The organism is Mesorhizobium sp. L103C131B0, from assembly GCF_000502275.1.
GTDB lineage: Bacteria > Pseudomonadota > Alphaproteobacteria > Rhizobiales > Rhizobiaceae > Mesorhizobium.
Genome location: NZ_AYXC01000002.1, coordinates 31,288 through 47,763, shown reverse-complemented (window position 1 = coordinate 47,763; position 16,476 = coordinate 31,288). Strand labels below are relative to the sequence as shown.

At 60.3% G+C, this 16,476-nt stretch carries 19 protein-coding genes; 14 read left to right on the top strand and 5 right to left on the bottom strand.

Features of this window, described 5'->3' with window-relative positions; translation table 11 throughout:
* The first annotated feature begins 203 nt into the window (after window positions 1–203).
* Window positions 204–551: a DUF1294 domain-containing protein gene (locus tag X730_RS160950; protein ID WP_023755284.1), complete on the top strand. Its 348-nt coding sequence runs from the start codon at window positions 204–206 to the stop codon at window positions 549–551.
* A gap of 586 nt (window positions 552–1,137) precedes the next feature.
* Here the strand turns inward: X730_RS160950 and X730_RS160955 are convergent.
* Window positions 1,138–1,812 carry an isoprenylcysteine carboxylmethyltransferase family protein gene (locus tag X730_RS160955; RefSeq protein ID WP_050595681.1) on the bottom strand — a complete coding sequence of 225 codons (675 nt, stop codon included), beginning with the start codon at window positions 1,810–1,812 and terminating at the stop codon, window positions 1,138–1,140.
* Window positions 1,813–2,558: 746 nt separating this feature from the next.
* Between X730_RS160955 and X730_RS160965 the strand changes: the two genes are divergently transcribed.
* The 3 genes from X730_RS160965 (at window position 2,559) to X730_RS160975 (ending at window position 4,357) form a co-directional block, all read left to right on the top strand.
* Window positions 2,559–3,044 (top strand): tetratricopeptide repeat protein, encoded by a 486-nt coding sequence (locus tag X730_RS160965; protein ID WP_023755287.1) that lies wholly within the window; start codon window positions 2,559–2,561, stop codon window positions 3,042–3,044.
* Between the two features lie 98 nt (window positions 3,045–3,142).
* Window positions 3,143–3,730: a hypothetical protein gene (locus X730_RS160970; protein WP_155922394.1), complete on the top strand. Its 588-nt coding sequence runs from the start codon at window positions 3,143–3,145 to the stop codon at window positions 3,728–3,730.
* Between the two features lie 66 nt (window positions 3,731–3,796).
* Window positions 3,797–4,357 carry a hypothetical protein gene (locus X730_RS160975; RefSeq protein WP_023825545.1) on the top strand — a complete coding sequence of 187 codons (561 nt, stop codon included), beginning with the start codon at window positions 3,797–3,799 and terminating at the stop codon, window positions 4,355–4,357.
* Window positions 4,358–4,390: 33 nt separating this feature from the next.
* Here the strand turns inward: X730_RS160975 and X730_RS0133095 are convergent, their stop codons facing one another.
* The 4 genes from X730_RS0133095 to X730_RS160985 all read right to left on the bottom strand — a co-directional run bounded on the left by X730_RS0133095 (window position 4,391) and on the right by X730_RS160985 (window position 6,996).
* Window positions 4,391–5,356 (bottom strand): phosphatase PAP2 family protein, encoded by a 966-nt coding sequence (locus X730_RS0133095; RefSeq protein WP_023755290.1) that lies wholly within the window; start codon window positions 5,354–5,356, stop codon window positions 4,391–4,393.
* Between the two features lie 98 nt (window positions 5,357–5,454).
* Window positions 5,455–5,730, bottom strand: a complete 276-nt coding sequence (locus X730_RS1000000168055) for a hypothetical protein (protein ID WP_023755291.1) — start codon at window positions 5,728–5,730, stop codon at window positions 5,455–5,457.
* Between the two features lie 154 nt (window positions 5,731–5,884).
* Complete coding sequence (locus tag X730_RS160980) at window positions 5,885–6,079, bottom strand: hypothetical protein (protein WP_023755292.1); 195 nt, start codon at window positions 6,077–6,079, stop codon at window positions 5,885–5,887.
* Between the two features lie 389 nt (window positions 6,080–6,468).
* The gene (locus tag X730_RS160985) at window positions 6,469–6,996 is read right to left on the bottom strand and encodes a hypothetical protein (RefSeq protein ID WP_023755293.1); all 528 of its coding nucleotides are present in this window, start codon (window positions 6,994–6,996) and stop codon (window positions 6,469–6,471) included.
* A gap of 435 nt (window positions 6,997–7,431) precedes the next feature.
* Between X730_RS160985 and X730_RS160990 the strand changes: the two genes are divergently transcribed.
* The 10 genes from X730_RS160990 to X730_RS161035 all read left to right on the top strand — a co-directional run bounded on the left by X730_RS160990 (window position 7,432) and on the right by X730_RS161035 (window position 16,473).
* A complete protein-coding gene (locus X730_RS160990) occupies window positions 7,432–7,626 on the top strand; it encodes a hypothetical protein (RefSeq protein WP_023755294.1) in 195 nt (64 codons plus the stop codon).
* A gap of 159 nt (window positions 7,627–7,785) precedes the next feature.
* The gene (gene cpaB / locus X730_RS160995; RefSeq protein WP_023755295.1) at window positions 7,786–8,787 is read left to right on the top strand and encodes a Flp pilus assembly protein CpaB; all 1,002 of its coding nucleotides are present in this window, start codon (window positions 7,786–7,788) and stop codon (window positions 8,785–8,787) included.
* A 42-nt stretch (window positions 8,788–8,829) separates the two neighbouring features.
* Entirely contained in the window at window positions 8,830–10,335 is a 1,506-nt protein-coding gene (locus X730_RS161000) for a type II and III secretion system protein family protein (protein ID WP_023755296.1), read from the top strand.
* Window positions 10,336–10,369: 34 nt separating this feature from the next.
* The gene (locus tag X730_RS161005; protein ID WP_155922393.1) at window positions 10,370–10,603 is read left to right on the top strand and encodes a pilus assembly protein; all 234 of its coding nucleotides are present in this window, start codon (window positions 10,370–10,372) and stop codon (window positions 10,601–10,603) included.
* 89 nt (window positions 10,604–10,692) lie between these two features.
* Window positions 10,693–12,159, top strand: coding sequence for a Tad domain-containing protein (locus tag X730_RS161010; protein ID WP_023825544.1), 1,467 nt, complete (start codon window positions 10,693–10,695; stop codon window positions 12,157–12,159).
* Window positions 12,156–12,635, top strand: a complete 480-nt coding sequence (locus X730_RS161015; RefSeq protein ID WP_023755299.1) for a TadE/TadG family type IV pilus assembly protein — start codon at window positions 12,156–12,158, stop codon at window positions 12,633–12,635. The genes X730_RS161010 and X730_RS161015 overlap by 4 nt, the downstream gene beginning before the upstream one ends.
* Window positions 12,629–13,258: a TadE family protein gene (locus X730_RS161020; protein ID WP_023755300.1), complete on the top strand. Its 630-nt coding sequence runs from the start codon at window positions 12,629–12,631 to the stop codon at window positions 13,256–13,258. The genes X730_RS161015 and X730_RS161020 overlap by 7 nt, the downstream gene beginning before the upstream one ends.
* Before the next feature lie 43 nt (window positions 13,259–13,301).
* Window positions 13,302–14,435, top strand: a complete 1,134-nt coding sequence (locus tag X730_RS161025; RefSeq protein WP_023830077.1) for a hypothetical protein — start codon at window positions 13,302–13,304, stop codon at window positions 14,433–14,435.
* Window positions 14,432–15,016, top strand: coding sequence for a L,D-transpeptidase (locus X730_RS161030; RefSeq protein WP_023755302.1), 585 nt, complete (start codon window positions 14,432–14,434; stop codon window positions 15,014–15,016). Before X730_RS161025 ends, X730_RS161030 begins: the two co-directional genes overlap by 4 nt.
* A 14-nt stretch (window positions 15,017–15,030) precedes the next feature.
* On the top strand, window positions 15,031–16,473 hold the full coding sequence (locus tag X730_RS161035) for a CpaF family protein (RefSeq protein WP_023755303.1): 1,443 nt from the start codon (window positions 15,031–15,033) through the stop codon (window positions 16,471–16,473).
* The last annotated feature ends 3 nt before the right edge of the window (window positions 16,474–16,476 follow it).

Sequence of the window (16,476 nt, the reverse complement as noted above, 5' to 3'; positions counted from 1 at the left end):
CTCGCGCGTATTGCCCTGAAGAGGCTTCGCGTGGTTGGAAAGGCCATCAGCGCGACAGGCGCCGGACGCAGGATGAACTCGACAGGCTCATCGGTCACTTCGTGTCACCATGACGACGTTTCAGATAGCCCATTTAGATGGACCCGTTGCCATCCGATGATTTAGCGGGCTTAGGTTATACTGGCCCGAAGGTGGAGGAGCGCATGCCGGGGCAGTTTGCAATCGGGGTCATCGGCTACGCTGTCGCGGTAAACTTGCTGGCTTACGCCACCATGTCGTTCGACAAGGCTATGGCCAAAAACGGTGCCCAACGCATTCCAGAGTCGACGCTTCTTACACTCGCCATCATTGGCGGTAGCATCGGGACTGTGATCGCGCAAAAGACGATCCGGCACAAGACGCGCAAGGAGCCGTTCCGCTCCAGCCTCGCTCGCATCGTCCTGCTCCAAGTCCTCGCGGTAATCGCGATTGAAGTGGGATTGCTCTTTCCGGGATTGCCCGAAGCGCTCTCGCAATTACTGACATTCGGAGGCGAATTCGGGGGCCTCTAGTTTCAAGGGTGTCAAGAGCGGACGTTCAGGTCATACAATTCGCGACATGGCCGAAACGGATGAGGGCGCGCATTGCCTGCTGGCAGATTTGGCGGCAAGCGGCGCGTCCATCCGGCCGGCACCTAATAATTGTTACCCAGTCACGTGGTGCTGTCCCTGGTAGCCGTTCTGAGTGGCCCGGCACCTTGGCGGGGCTCCACCAAGTACGCGCCGGGCCTAGCCGGAAGTGGACTATCGGGAAACCGGCTGGGGCCACATGCGCACCATCTGGACATCGGCGAAACATGCAGACGAATGACGCCCTGCCACGCGCTGAGAGCTTCCCTGCGTCGGCCTCTATTTGCTAGCAGGGACGGCGGTTTCGAGAAACACGCAAAGCTTGGTCTCGTCTTGCAATCCCGCAAACCAGCGCCACGCCGTAAAGCTGGATCCAGGTCCCGTGAGCGGATCATCCCAACCCATTCGGATGACGGCAGCGCACGCTCTAATCTTAACTTGCTCCCAATGAAAGGCTCCAATGCCAAGCGGCACCGGATCAGCGATGAATGTGGGGCGCCCTACTGGAACCGTCCCCGACTGGTGCCCCTCAATGCGCGGCTAGCGGCAACCTTCGCGAAAAAGGAATGAGCATCGGCACCTTTCGCGAGTACGAGTCATATTCGGGAAAGGACAAGGACAAGACGCGTTCTTCGTTCAAGATCCGCCAGTATTGAATGGCGAAATTCACCACGACCGACGTGATGACCACGGGTGACGGATTGGCCGCGACGGCTCCGAGCATGAAGAGCGATTCCGCGAGATAAAGCGGATGACGGACGACGGCGTAAGGACCGCGCGTTACCAATCGGCGGGCCTGCGCATCGATCGAAAACGATCGGCCGAGCCAGAGAAGGCAATAAGCAGAGCCCGTCATGCCCGCGAAAACCAGCAATGCCGCGACGGTTTGCATGCCCTCTGTCGGTGTTGGGCGAACCGTGATGGCGATAGTCGCGAGCATAAAAGTTCCGCAGACAGCTGCGATGCGCGGCCCCCAGCCAAGGCTGATATCCCTAGGGGGGAGCCGGATGATGGTAAATGTCACCAACAGCGTGGAGAAGACGAGCGAAGACGCCCGCGAGACGAATTGGAGCATGAAGTCGTCTGGAGACATTTGCGCGTTGCCAAAGAGTGCGACGAGGCGCCCAACCCCGCTAAGCACGAAAAATGCAAAAACCAGCATGAGGATCAGGCGCCCCGCGAAGTCGAACGACCAGATTTTCATGATCCACCCTCCCCTGTCCAACGGAGAATGAAGCATTTCTTAACCGTTCCCGCAACTTCGCTCGTAAGAAAGCGTTAACGCTGCTCTTAACGTCGAATTAGCCGAAGCTCCCTAACTTGGGTGGATCGACCTTGGGGCGCTGTAGCTTATGTTTCGGCAATCTGTGCGAATTCTGGTGGTGCTTGTCAGCCTCCTGATCGTGGCGGCTGGCGTTTTCATTGGCCGGCTTCCTGCTCAATGCGAGTGGAAACTTGGCACTGGCCCCATGAGCGCTTGTATCAATCGCGCGATCATCCGCAACGGGGATCGCTTTGAGACGAAGCGGATGCATGCCTCGGCGTGATCCGGCCGCGCTTGAGTCACTCCCGATATGAGTCATGGCTCGGAGGACAGGGCACCCGCTTCGTATAAAAGCCTTTGCGTATCCGCTGCGGATTGCCTGCTTGGCGACTTAGTATTTGATCGGGCATCAATGCTGTTTGGGCTGGGCAGTGGCGGGCCCTGAACGCGAGCGCCTGGGGCTGGAGGTGACGAACGCCACTAGGAGCTGTCCAGAGCGCATCCCCGATCACCCGCTGGAACGATTTTCATAATGCGGTCGCGGGGCATTTTTGCAACAGCTTGTTCAGAAATACCTAATATAATCGGTCGCGCTGTTGGATTCGGCATATTCGGCCTATAGCCTTGGGGGAAATAGGTCCTGCGTGGGGAAAGGTCCGGGAAGCGTGTTCAGGAGGGGCTGGGGTTTGGCGGCGATTGTCGTCGGCGCTTTGTTTCTGGCCGGTTGCCAGACCGGAGATTTGTCCTCCTATGGCGACAGCGCCGCCTCCGTAAAGGACCTCCCCGACGTGTCTTTCTACAAGACCGACGAGCTGGTCGCACTAGGCAAGACCCAGTTCAAGGAAAAGAACTACGGAATGTCCTACGCGCTCTTCAAGCGCTCGGTCGAACTCTTCCCCAAGGACCCGCAGGCATGGCTCGGCTTCGCGGCTTCTGCCGATCAGATTGGCCGTTTCGATACATCCGACCTCGCCTATCGCCAGCTTGCAACGATGATCGGCGGTCGCCCGGAATACTACAACAACGTCGGCTACTCCTATCTTCTGCGTGGAAATCTCCAGCAGGCGCGACGCAATTTCCTGAAAGCCTATGAGTTGGACCCGTCGAACGAGACGACTGCTAACAACCTTCAACTGCTCGCCAACAGCACTGCGTTGGCGAAGCGGCCGTGATGCCATGTCTTCACGGCGGTTTTGGAAAGACGGCTGAACTGAGATGGATCGGACGGCTCGGCTGCTCCCGTTGAAACAACCGGTCCGGCGAGGCGGTTATGCTTAACTTCGTCGTCGGCAGTGAACCGGCATCCCTGGCGTATCCACAAAACTCGGGACCGCCAGAGCCGGGGCCGTTGATGCAGAAGGCCGGAGTGGCTGGCGGCATAGCCATCACGCTTAACGTAATCTCCCTTGTTTTCGCCGTCGGCATGGTCGTCATGCTGATCTTTCTCTCGCGATCGGTCCGCGAGGTTTCCGCGCTCGAGGATCGGCTTTCCGGCCTCGGTCAATTCGAGACGCGGCTTTCCAGACAATTGGACACGGTCAACCAGGGTGTCCAAAGCCAGTTCGAGGAATTGAACCGGCGTATCTCGGCGCTGGTCGATCAGACCACGCAGCTGGAGAATCAGGTCGCGAAGCTCACTGGCGAAAACCAGGACATGGCCGAGCGTTTGCAAGCGGTCTCCGAGGCCGGCGACCCCGTGCTCTCCACCCCGGAACCACCGAAGGAAATCGTTCTGAGCGCTCCCCCGCCGCAACCGAAAGAAGTGCGTTCCGAACCTGCCCGTCCGGCGAACCCGGTCCAGTTCGAGCGGACCGTGTCGCCCGACGGAAAAGTAACCTACAGCAAAGTCCGCGAGTAGGTTTGCGCGGAACCAATTCTTAACGGAAGAAGTTCATCGTCCCTGCAAATGTTGCGGGGACGACCGATGCTGAGATATGCCGCCAGGTTGATCTACCTTGCGCCTGCGCTGACCTTTGGCCTCGGCGCGGCGTTCATTGCGTCCGCCTATCGGCTTGGCGCCTCACCCGCTGATCCCACCGCTTGGGAAGGTTTTATGACTCTCGCCCCGCTGGTCCGCGAGCCGTTCTACCTGGTTGCCGGGCTGCCGGGTTCCGGTTACGCCGCCGCCTTCGTCATATTCGCGGCTGCCGCACTCGCCGCCGCCGTGATCGCTTTCTCCTCCCGTCCAGCCGGCAGGGCACTATTTCTCCAAGCCCATCTGGCTTTCCTGATGCTTTTTCTGTCGATGGGTCGCGCCGGAGTGTTTTCAGCCGGCACCGACATGGGCGGCATCGGCCCGGCATCGCCGATCGACTGGACCCCGGATTTCGGCAGCTTTCCCGCCCTTGGCGTGAGCCTTTTCGCGGTCGTCGTCCTGGCCTGCGCGGCAAGCCATCTGTTCGTCATACGCGACATGATTGCGCGGTCGACGGCCAGGCGGCAGGTCGAGAGCCGATTGCTGACTGGCCTGCGCGAGTTGGCCTGAGACGGGACTGCCCAACCTGCTTGCTCGCCGGCGTTATGTGGCTCTTGAAGGCAATCCGGCCTGTCTGGCCGTGCCGACTCTGAAAAAGCAGACAAAGTAGATCGACAGGGCCGCGATGGCCCCGCCTGCAAGAGTGTCGACGAGATAGTGGCCGCCGAACGGCACGGCGCCAACGATCAGAAGCGAATTGAGAACTATTGCGGGACCACGCACATAAGGTGTTGCCCGCAGGGCGAACGCCAGCAGTACGGCAAGGATCGTGTGAAAAGACGGAAACGACACAATCCCGGCGTTGCGCTTCAACAGAAACGGTTCGCCAGACCTTAATGCATTGAAATCTGCCAGATGGGAACTTCCGGCGACATTTGAGTAGGCATCGAACAGGGCCGGCGCCGGATGATAGTAGCCATAAGGTCCGATCACCGGGACAACGGCCGAAATAGCTACCGTGAGCGTCACGGTGAGGCCAATCAGCGCCGCAAGTTCAAGCAGGCATCTCGTTTGCGATGTGGCGATCAAAATGATTGGTACCACGGCCAGTTGCCAATTTAAGCTCTGATAAGCGAACTGAAGGACAGATGGTGCAAAGGCAGTCTCGTTCGTAAGGGCAAGGAAGCCGAGCCAGTCAAAGGCCAGCGCCGCGTCGAGCGCGGAGAGATCGGCGTCAACCAGCGATACCCCGGCGGCTGCGGCGAGATAGCTCAAAACGACAGCGGGGACCGCGACTGGCACCATGATGGCCAGATAGAGTGCCGCACGCATGGCCACATTGAACACCACGACGAACGCCCGGCCGAGCCTGGATTGATCGTCTCGGGCTCGATAAACGATAAATCTGCTGAATAGATACAGGGCCAGAACGAAGGCTTCGAGCACCCCGAAACTGCGGACGATGACCGGGTCGAGCGTCACCGTCGAACGGGGTAGCAAAACCGCAAGCGCGGCCAGGTTCAAACCGGCAACCACCAACGGAATGACGATCAGTCGGTCGGGTTTCATTGGCGCATCGACCTCGAGAGCAGCATTATCGCGAATTCCTGAAAAGCCAAGTCGTTCCGGCAGGACTACAAGGGGTACCGTTGGGCGAGGTGACGCTTTCACGTTGCGAAATAGCGCGAGTAAATCGCAACCAGCGCCGCCGCGGCCATGATGACGCCATAGGGCACCTTGCGCGATTTTCGGATCTCCTCGATGCGGGACAGCGCCGGCCATGCCTGGTGTTGCAGCGGCATGGGAAACTGCAAGGCGAGGCTGACGACGACCCCGCCGACGGCAAGCCCGACGGCGAACGAGAACAGATGGTCCAGCCCGACGACAGGCCGATCGGGAAGAACAGTTTGGCGTCGCCGGCGCCCAGCATCCGCAAGGCCCATAGCACGAAGCCGATCGTGAGCAGCCCGCAGCCATGTCGCCCTGGAGCGGCGAAGCGCTATCGATCTCCGCTAAAATGCCGGCCCCTGCCTGCCTTGCCCAGCGGCGAAAGCAAGCGAGCCGACATTTAACGTGATGGCTATGCCACTATCGATGTTACGCCGGGGCGGAGAGACTGGTGGTGAACCACGTACCCCAACTCGTCCACGCGGCGCTCAGGTTGACACCGACCGCCAGTACCGAAGCGATGACGCCTCCAACGAGCAGCCCCAGGAGAACGAGGTATTCCGAAAGCGCGATGCCGTTCTCTTCGCGGGCGAAGGCACGGAACATGCTGGTCAATTTGGTCATTGTGATACTCCCTTACATGACTATTCCACTACCCGTCCGCGAGAGGAGCCCCCAGCGCCAGACGAGTTATTAATAACTCCTTAACAAGAGTGACGTCAATTAGCCGACACTAATGTGACCTTTCTGATTTGGTCTATGGTAAATTATCAACGGTCCTATGCACCTGCTCCTACTTGGCCGGCGAAGTAGCTCCGGAGGAGGTGTGAGCCGAAACACAACAAAAACCATTCGTTGGGGCGGCGATCCCCCCCGCCAGGCGGCAGGTCGAGAGCCGGTTGCAGACTGCTCTGCGCGAATTGTCCTGAAACGGACTGTCGTTCGCTCGCCAGTGTTATGTGGCTCCTGAAGGCAATCCGAAGCCACTCGACAAAAGCTGCATCGCAAGCCTGTCAAGCCGCGAAATAACGCAGGTACATCGCAACCAGTGCCGCCGTGGCCATGATGACGCCATACGGCACCTTGCGTGATTTTCGGATCTCCTCGATGCGGGACAGCGCCCGCCATGCCTGAAATTGCAGCGGCACGGGAAACTGCAAGGCGAGGCTGACGACAATCCCGCCGGCGGCAAGCCCGACGGCGAACGAGAACAGATAGTGCAGCCCGACGAACAGGCCGATCGGGAAGAACAGCTTCGCGTCGCCGGCGCCCAGCATCCGCAAGGCCCACAGCACGAAGCCGATCGTGAGCAGCAACAGGCCCGCAGCAAGGTCGCCCTGAAGCGGCGAATCGCCATCGACCCCCGCCAGAATGCCGACGCCTGACGGGTTCGCCCAGCGGATCAAAGCCAGAAGCGCGTAATCCGCAACCAGCGCCAGAACCGTCCAGTTGCGTATTTTCCAAGCCAGAAAGTCCTGCCATGCGGCGATGACGATCAATCCCGCCCCTGCCGCGATAGCCAATGCCCCGAGGAATTCCATCCCGCCTGTCCCCATTTTCCATCTTGGCATATTGCCGGACGCCCGACCGGCCGAATCATGCAGAATGATTATGCCCGGCGAAAGCCGCCGGCGCATCCGCCCGATCGCTGCCATCGGCAATTTGATCGAGGCCAGGGGAAGCGGCGGACGAAGCAGGCGGAGACCTTAGCCAACTGTAACCAAGAGGCGGTGTCGCGGCCGCCAGCGGATGGTCGTTGTTGTATTTCCACTCACCTCCTCCGGAGCTACTTCTTTAGAGCTACTCCTTTGGAGCTACTTGCATGGGCGTTAATTTACCATAAACCAAGTCGGAAAGGTACCATTAGGACGAACTAATTGACGGCACCCTTTTTAAGGAGTTATTAATAAATCGTCTGGCGCTGGGGGCTCCTCTCGCGGACCGGTAATGGAAACGTCATGTAAGGGAGTATCATCATGACCAAATTGACCAGCATGTTCCGTGCCTTCGCCCGCGAAGAGGACGGCATCGCGCTTTCGGAATACCTCGTTCTCCTGGGCCTGCTCGTTGGAGGCGTCATCGCTTCAGTGCTGGCAGTGGGCACCAACCTGAGCACCGCGTGGAGGAGTTGGGGTACGTGGTTCACCACCAGTCTCTCCGCCCCGGCGTAACACCGCCAGCGTCAAAAGGCGGCTTGGCTGCCGTCTTTTGACCTCAGCAGAATATGGTGCATAGATAATAAGCGGCTTTGTCAGCCGCTTGTTATCCAGTTACTATCTTGATTGATTGATTGTTCCTCTGGGCGAACAAGTTACGGCGGGGGCCGTTAGATGAAAAGCTCCACCACGATAAGTCTGCTTGTCTCGGTCGCGCTGGCACTGCTGGCTGTTTTCGGCGTTCGCTCCTATCTCGCCAACCAGCGCGACATTCTCGCGCAGCGTGCCGGCCTGGGCGAGCCCGCATCCGAGGAAACGATTCTTGTCGCCACCCGCGCGCTGCGCTTTGGCGAGGCGATCAAATCGGAGGACGTCAGGGCTCTTGCGTGGCCGACCGGAGAACTGCCGGCCGGCGCCTTCCGCAAGCCGGAGGATTTGCTCGGCAAGGACGGTGAGCTTCGCTACGTCATGTCGGCAATGGAAAAGGACGAGCCGGTGCTCGCCTCCAAAATCACCGGGCCCGGCCAGCGCGCGACATTGTCGGCGGCGCTTGGCGAAGGCATGAAGGCGGTCTCGATCCGCGTCAACGACGTCCTCGGCGTCGCCGGTTTCGTGCTGCCGGGCGATCGCGTCGACATCATGCTGACGCGGGTGATCAAGGTTGATTCCGGCGCTGACCAGACTTTTGTCGACGTGCTGCTGCAGGGGGTCAAGGTTCTCGCCGCCGACCAGACCGCGGACGACCGCACCGACAAGGTCGAGGTCGTCAAGACCGTGACCTTCGAAGTCACCACCACCGAGGCGCAGAAGCTGACGCTGGCCGCCAATGTCGGCACGCTTTCGCTGGCGCTGCGCAATGTCGCTTCTTCCGGCGTGGAACAGACGCAGCCGGTGACGCTCGCCGATCTCGGCGGCGGGCCGATGGCGCAGGCGCTCAAGAACGATCGTGCCGACCAAGATGAAAGCAGACTTACCGATCTGGAGAAGCTCGTAAAAAGTGTTGGCGACACGCTCGGCAATCGCCTCGGCGCGATGGAAGACAAGCTCAAGCCAAAAACCGTGCCGGCTGAACCTGCCGAACCAGTTCTGGTGGCGGCGCCGAAACCGGACTTCGTGGTGATTGGCGTTTCGCGCAATATGAAGCGGGAAGAATATCGGGTCCACCTGCTGGACTGACAAGAAGCCATTCGGGAGCGGACGGGGGAAGGGTGACGGAGCATGGGCAATCGCCAGCTTGAAGACAGGGGCGCACCGGCCTCGAGGCCGACGCGCGTTCTCGTTGCAATTGCGTTCCTGGCTGCCGCGATCTCCCTTCTTGTCGGTCTAGTCGAGCCTGCATACGCCCAGCAAAAAGCCATCACGATCGGCAGTGGAAACGTCATTCATGTGACGGTCGCGCCGGGCAGCACGCTGACGATCACCACCAGCCGCCGCTTCGCCGATCTCGTGGTTGGCAACGCGACGGTGGCCGACGTTGTGCCCTTGACGGAACACTCGCTTTATATCCAGGGAAAGGGATCGGGTGCCACCAACATCTCGATCTATGACGACGCGAAAAATCTTCTTGGCGTCATCGACGTGCGCATCATGCTCGATTTCAACGAAATCAGGGCGGCGATCCGCTCGGCGGTGCCGAGTTCGAAGCTGATCGTCACCAACGTCAACGACCGCATACGGATTTCCGGCGTGGTCAAGGACGGCGTCGATCTTGCCCGGGTGCTGGAGATCGCGCAGCAATATTCGAGCGATCCCGTGCTGAACCAGGTTCGCGTTGCCGACGCCCAGCAGGTGATGCTGGAGGTTCGCATCATAGAGGCATCGCGCAGCGCGGGGCGGGATCTCGGGATCGGGTTCAATGGTGCAAGTGCGAGCGGTGGCCTCTTTACCGCGGCGCCCCGGCTTCACATCGGCGTTAACGATGACTCGCATCAACTCCAGACAGAAGTCGGCGGCGTCGCCACGCAGAACGGCACGCCATTCGGCGAGATGATCGCCAAGGTGCTGGAAGTTTCCGGCTGGCGCATTGACGTCGTCATCAACGCGCTGGAGGCAAAGGGTCTCGTCCGCCGGCTGGCGCAGCCAAATCTTGTGACGATGAGCGGCACGACAGCCAGCTTCCATGCCGGCGGGGAGGTGCCGATTACGCGCGCGGTGTCCGCTGGCGGGGAACTCGCGACCGAAATCAGCTATCGGCCCTATGGCGTCAAACTCTCCTTCACCCCCATTGTCCTAGACGATGGCCTCATAAATCTTGTGATCGAGCCGGAGGTCAGCGAAATCGACCGTTCCGTCACGGTCAACGGCAATCCCGGCTTCATTTCGCGCAAGGCCAATGCCACCGTCGAACTGCGTGACGGGCAGAGCTTCGCCATGGCCGGCCTCTTGCAGTCGGTCAACGCCGGCGACGTGCAGCAAATGCCGTGGCTTGGCCAGGTCCCGGTGCTTGGGGCGCTGTTTCGCTCCACCTCGTTCCAGAAGCGGGAGAGCGATCTGGTGATCGTGGTGACGCCTCGCATCGTGCGGCCGACCTCGCCCGACGAGAAGCTGCATTCGCCGCTGGACCAGACGCGGCCGGGCAACGACGTGGATATGTTCCTGCTCGGCATGCTGGAAGTCGACAAGGACATGATGCGAGGCTTCAAGGACGGAAAGGGCGTCATCGGTCCTTACGGCCACATCATCGATCTCGATTTCGGAGGCGCGTATGCCGTCGGCAAGAAATAGGACGGCCATCGCCGTGCTCGGCGCATGCCTACTGATGAGCGGTTGCGCCGATTACATGGCGCACAGGGATTCGGTGACGCTGGGCCTTGGCGACGCACCGCAGGCCAATATCGGCATCCAGACGATTGATCCGTTCCCGAAGGAAGCGTGGAACACCAGGATCGACGGCGACGGACGCGTGGTCGCACGGGCGCAGCAGCGCTATGCGCCGACCGCGGTGATCGTGCCGGCGGCGGTCGCGCCGGCTGCAACGGAGACCACGAACTGAGGACGACAACGAGGACAAGTTAGGGAGCAGGCGGCGGCTCCGGGGTTTGCGAAGCTAAGTGCGGCGAAAACCGACGCTAGGGGCTGGATATGGGACGGAAGATACTCGAATTGCTGTTCGACGACCGTGGCTATGTTACCGCGCTGACACTGATAGCCATGCCGATGCTTCTGGGCTTCAGCCTGCTGGTCATCGATGTGTCGCGCGGCAACAATCTCCATACCGATCTGCAGAATGCCGTCGACGGGCTGGCGCTCGCCGGAGCAAGAGAGCTGAACGGAGCGCCGGACGCCATCACACGGGCCGATGCCGCGATTGCCGACCTGGTCAAGAATGAAGCAAGGTTTTCCAATGGTGGCCCGATCACCATGGACAAAACCCAGGTCAGCATAGCGTACCTGAAGATCATTCCGCCTAGCGACGACACGGCGATCGACGCTGCCTGGATTACAACGAACGGAACGACTGACAGCACTGCCGCGGCCTATGTCCTAGTCCGTTCGACGCCGCGCGCCATGACCTCGCTGTTTCCGTTACCGGTAGGACTGACGAATCCGACGCTGAACTTCCAGGCCGAGGCCGTCGCGACATACACCGCTGCCGCGTGTGACGTCACACCGATGTTCATCTGCAATCCGTTCGAAGCTCAGGGCCTTTCGATGCAACAAGCATACGCACAGGGGTTGACCTATAGCCGCGAACTGCAGGTGCTTAAAACCGACAGTACACCAGGGCCCGGCAATTTCGGACTGCTGGACACCGATATTCCGCTCAAGGACGCCTTCGCCAAGGGCGCCAGCGGGCAGTGCTACACGAAGAAATCCGTGGTTACCAAGACCGGCGTAACGTTCGGCCAGGTGAATGTCGGCCTGAACGTGCGTTTCGACATATACGCCGGAAGCCTGGGTTCGGCGAAGGGAGATCCGCTGTATCGCCCCGCCACCAATGTTCGAAAGGGAGCCAAAAACACCACTGGCTCGGCTGGCTGCGGCAAGGTGGACAGTGACGTTCCGAGCAAGGCAATGGGATTCGGGCCAGGAACGTATCCGACGCCCAGCTTGGGTATCAGCACTAATGGTTCCTGGGACCGAGCCGGCTATTGGAGTCTGAACCATGTCAGCACCCCCTTCCCGGCGGCGCTTCAGAACGCGTCACGCTACGATGTTTACAGATATGAAATCGACCACAATCTTGTTGCAGACAGGGCGGGCAACAAGGGGAGCGGCGAGAACGGCGTCCCGCGTTGCTACACCGGCGCGCCGGAGACACTCACTGATAAGCCGGATCGCCGCACCATATTCGCGGCTGTCGTTGATTGCGGTGACTTCGCCGATGACACCAAGCACACGACGATCAGCGGCAAAACGACCCTTAAACCCGATGCATTCGTCAGTATGTTCCTGACGAACCCTATCGAAAAACAGGACAACAGCAAGGAAGACGATACAACCGCCAGTGAAAAGCCGATCCGTCTGGAGATCGTGGATGTCACGGGCCAGGGCGGCAGCGGGACGCTGGATCAGTTCCTGCGCGAGGAGGCGCAATTGGTCCGATGATCACCAGGCTGAAACGGTTTCTCGAACGGTTCCACCGCGACGAGCACGGCGCGGTCCTCGCCGAGACGCTGCTCATCGTGCCGTTCGTCACGGTGTTTGCCGTTGGCATCCTGGAATTCGGCAACATGTTCTGGGAGAAGGAGCAGGTCGAGACCGGCCTGCGTGACGCGGCGCGCTATCTTGCCCGCTGCCAGCCAAGCAATGCGCTTTCCGGCTACGTGTCGCAATGCAGCGACACCGTCGCCCGGCGCATCGCCTATTACGGGACGTCCAACCCGGCTGCCACAGTGCTGCGGGTGCAAGGATGGGGGCCGAGCGGAAGTGCGATCGTATTTTCCACGGTTACGCGCTCGGGGACTAAAGTTATCACCGCGAACACGTCACTTGCCTACAGCTCCTCGCCGCTGTTCGGCTGGACCGGCCTCGCCAACATCACCATCCAGGCCTTTCACGAAGAAAGATATATCGGATGGTGAGGGCACCTCTCTTCCGATCCTTTGTCCGTGAGGAGTCCGGTGTCACGCTCGCGGAGGGGCTGATCGCGATGCCTTTGGTCCTGCTGATCTTCGCTGCCTTCGTCGAGTTCGGCTATGCGGCGTTCCAGTGGAACCAGACCGTCAAGGCGCTGCAATTCGGCGCGCGCAGGGCGGCGGTTTCGAGTTCGATGGTAGCCGGCTTCGATCCCGCCATCGTGACAGCCCTGGCGCCCGGGAGCACGAACGGCGGCGTTGCGATACCGGTCGGCGCGCTTGGCCCCTGGACATGCACTGGGAGCCCGGCCTGCACCACGGAACTCAACCGTATCGTGTATGGCGCCCCCGGCGTGACATCATGCCAGCCGATCGGCACCGGCAGTCCGGCAATGTGCCAACTAAACCCCCGCATCGGCATAGACAACGTTCGCGTCACCTACATGATGTCGGGACTTGGCTACTACGGAAGGCCGGGCGGTGCGGTGCTAACCATACGCATGGAAGTTCTCGGCATCACTTTCAATCTGCCTTTACTCGGCGCTTTATTAGGACTCAATAATGTAACGGTTCCAGCCATGCCGGTGACCGTCACAAGCGAGGACTTGAACACAAACTCGGGCAGCTGACCAAGGCTGCCGAACATCGAGCATTTCTCGGATGACAAGCCATATGAACTTTTCGAGAAGAATAAAGGTGCTGATCGCCTCGGCGGATCAGGCGGCGTCCGAGTTCATGCAGAGCTCGCTGTCGGCGCTTTCGCAATACGATTCCGAGGTGAAGGATCATGGCGCGCTGCTGGACAAGCGCATGGCGGTCGATCCGGCAAGCTACGATTTGCTGGTGCTCGACGCCGGCGATGGCGCCCTCCTCGAAAGCACCGTCGCGCAGGAACTGCGGCGCAAGTTCGCCGCGCTTCCGCTGATCGTGGTTTCCGATCCGCTCACCGACCAGCGCATGCGGCTGCTGCTGAAGCTCAACGGCAGCGACTGGGTGAGAAAGCCGCTGGACCGCAAGGGCTTCCTTGAAGCCGTGACCGGAAATGTGCAGATGGCGCATTCAGGCGGCAACCATGTGCATGCGGTCGTCTCGGCGGTGGGCGGAGCCGGCGGAACCTCCGTCGCAATCTCGCTGGCCGATGCGCTCGCCCGCACGGCGAAGAAAACGCAAGTCAGCGTTGCCTTGTTCGATCTCGATTTTGCCACCGGCGCTTGCGGTCACTACCTGAATACGCCCAATGACTACGATTTACGGCCGATCATCGCGCAGCCTTCGCGGGTCGATCTGGAATTCATCGACATCATCAAGAAGAAGCACCAGCGCGGTTTTTCGCTGCTGTCGTTCCGCCAACCCGGCGTCACGATGGCTCCCACCGGCGGCGAACTTGTCCTGCGCATGCTGGACGTCGTGTCTCTCCAGAACAATCACACCGTGGTCGACATCCCCTATTACGAGACGAGCTGGAAGGATGAACTGCTGGCCGCGGTCAATTCCATCCATCTGGTCACCGAATTGACCATTCCCGGCCTGCAGCAGGCCAAGGAAGTCTACAACCGGATCAAGAAGCTCAGAAGCGACGATATTGCGATCAAGGTCATCGCCAACAAGCATCGCAGGCGTCTCTTCAGCTTCGGCATCGGCAAGAAGGACGCCAACAACATCTTCAAGCAATCGAGCGCCATGGTCGTCGAGGACGACTGGGGCACCATGAACGAGGCAATCAATCGCGGCATGCTGCCGGTCGAAGTCAACCCGCGCTCGAAATTCGTCCGCCAGATCGAAAAACTAGCCGAGGCCGTGAAATGACCAGTCTGGGTCGGATCGGCCGCCTAGCGCGCGGCAGCGCCCGAGCCGGTCTTGTGTTGGTGGCCATCGCCGGCATCGGCAGAGCCGATGCGACGGAGAGACGAAGCGACCCGGTGCCGAAGAGCCTTGGGCCGGTCACCAGGCGCGTCGTTGCGACGGAGACCAGGGAAAAGCCGGGAACAATCCTGATCTCGACCGCGGCGCGAACGCTCGACTTTGTCGTGGCGCCGGGCAAAGTCGCCAGATACTCGATCGGCGTGGCCAAGGATGAGTTCGTATGGACCGGCACCGTGCGTGTCGGCGGTAAGGCCGAATGGCCGGAATGGCGGCCGCCGGCCGAGATGCGCCAGCGCGATCCGCGGCTGCCGGAAATGATGCCGGCAGGCCCCTACAATCCGCTTGGCGCGCGCGCGATCTATCTGTTCAAAGGGCAGCGCGACACACTCTATCGCATCCACGGCACCAACGATGCGCCCTCGATCGGAGGATTCGTGTCTTCCGGCTGTTTTCGCATGACCAACGCCGATGTGCTGAAGCTCTATGGCGAGGTGCACATTGGCGCAAAAGTGATTGTCGAATAGGAAGAGCGGGCGGTATGGCCAACGGCATCATTGGACGATTTTACAGGTCACGATCCGAGGATCTGCCGCAGGCGCCTGTCGTGGCGTCTGACCTCGCGCTCGCAGAGAAGACCAAGACCGAAGTCGTTCCTTCCGTTCCGCCGCTGACCGAGGAGCCAAAGCCGGAGGAGCGTGGTGCTCTTGGCCCCGACATGGTTTCGGAACGTGTGAACCTGCACCGCTATCTTCTGGACCGTATCAATCTCGGACTGCTTGAGACCGCGCAAAATGACGAACTCGCGGCAGAAATCCGGCCGCTGGTGCGCGAATACGTCCGGGCGCGGAATTTCCCGCTCAATGCACGTGAGCTCGACACCCTGATCAGCGACATTACCGACGAGATGCTCGGGCTCGGCCCGATAGAGCCGTTGCTCAAGGACGATACGATTTCCGATATCCTGATCAACGGCCATGAGCACGTCTACATCGAGCGCTATGGCCAGCTTGAGGATACCCCTATCCGGTTCAAGGACGAAGATCACCTTATGCGCGTGATCAACAAGATCGTCACGACCGTCGGGCGACGTGTGGACGAGTCGTCGCCGCTGGTCGACGCGCGGCTTCCCGACGGATCCCGGGTGAACGCTGCCATCAGGCCAGTCGCGATCGATGGTCCGCTCGTCTCGATCCGCAAGTTTTCGCGCCGCCCGTACACGCTCGACCGCCTTGTCGAAAGTCATTCGATGGCCAAGGCAATGCAGGTTCTGCTGACCGCGGCGGTCAAGGGCAAGGTCTCGATGATCATCTCCGGAGGAACCGGTTCCGGAAAGACCACCATGCTCAACGCGCTTTCGTCGCAGATTTCAAACCGCGAGCGCTTGATCACGATCGAAGACGCCGCCGAATTGCAGCTTCAGCAACCCCATGTCGGCCGGCTCGAAACGCGGCCGCCGACGCTGGACGGACGCGGCGAAATACGCCAGCGCGAGCTCCTGAAGAACGCCCTCCGTATGCGACCCGACAGGATTATCGTCGGCGAGGTTCGCGGCGAGGAAGCGTTCGACATGCTGCAGGCCATGAACACCGGTCACGAAGGATCGATGACGACGATTCACGCCAACACGCCGCGCGATGCGGTCTCCAGGCTTGAGCAAATGATCGGTATGGCAGGCATGCCGATGTCGCAGTTGAGCATCAAGTCCCAGATCGCTTCGGCAATCACCCTGATCGTCCAGGTCGAGCGCCTTCACGACGGCACGCGGCGTCTGGTTTCAGTCACCGAAATCACCGGCATGGAGGGCGACGTCGTCCAGATGCAGGAGATCATGAAATTCCAAAAGCTTGGCGTTGACGACTTGAACAGGGTGAATGGTCAGTTCCGGGCAACCGGCATCCGTCCGCGATTCCTCGAGCATATCGCCGAACTGGGCTTCCAGCTGCCGGGCGACATTTTCGATCCGGGTCGCTCATTGGTGTAGGTG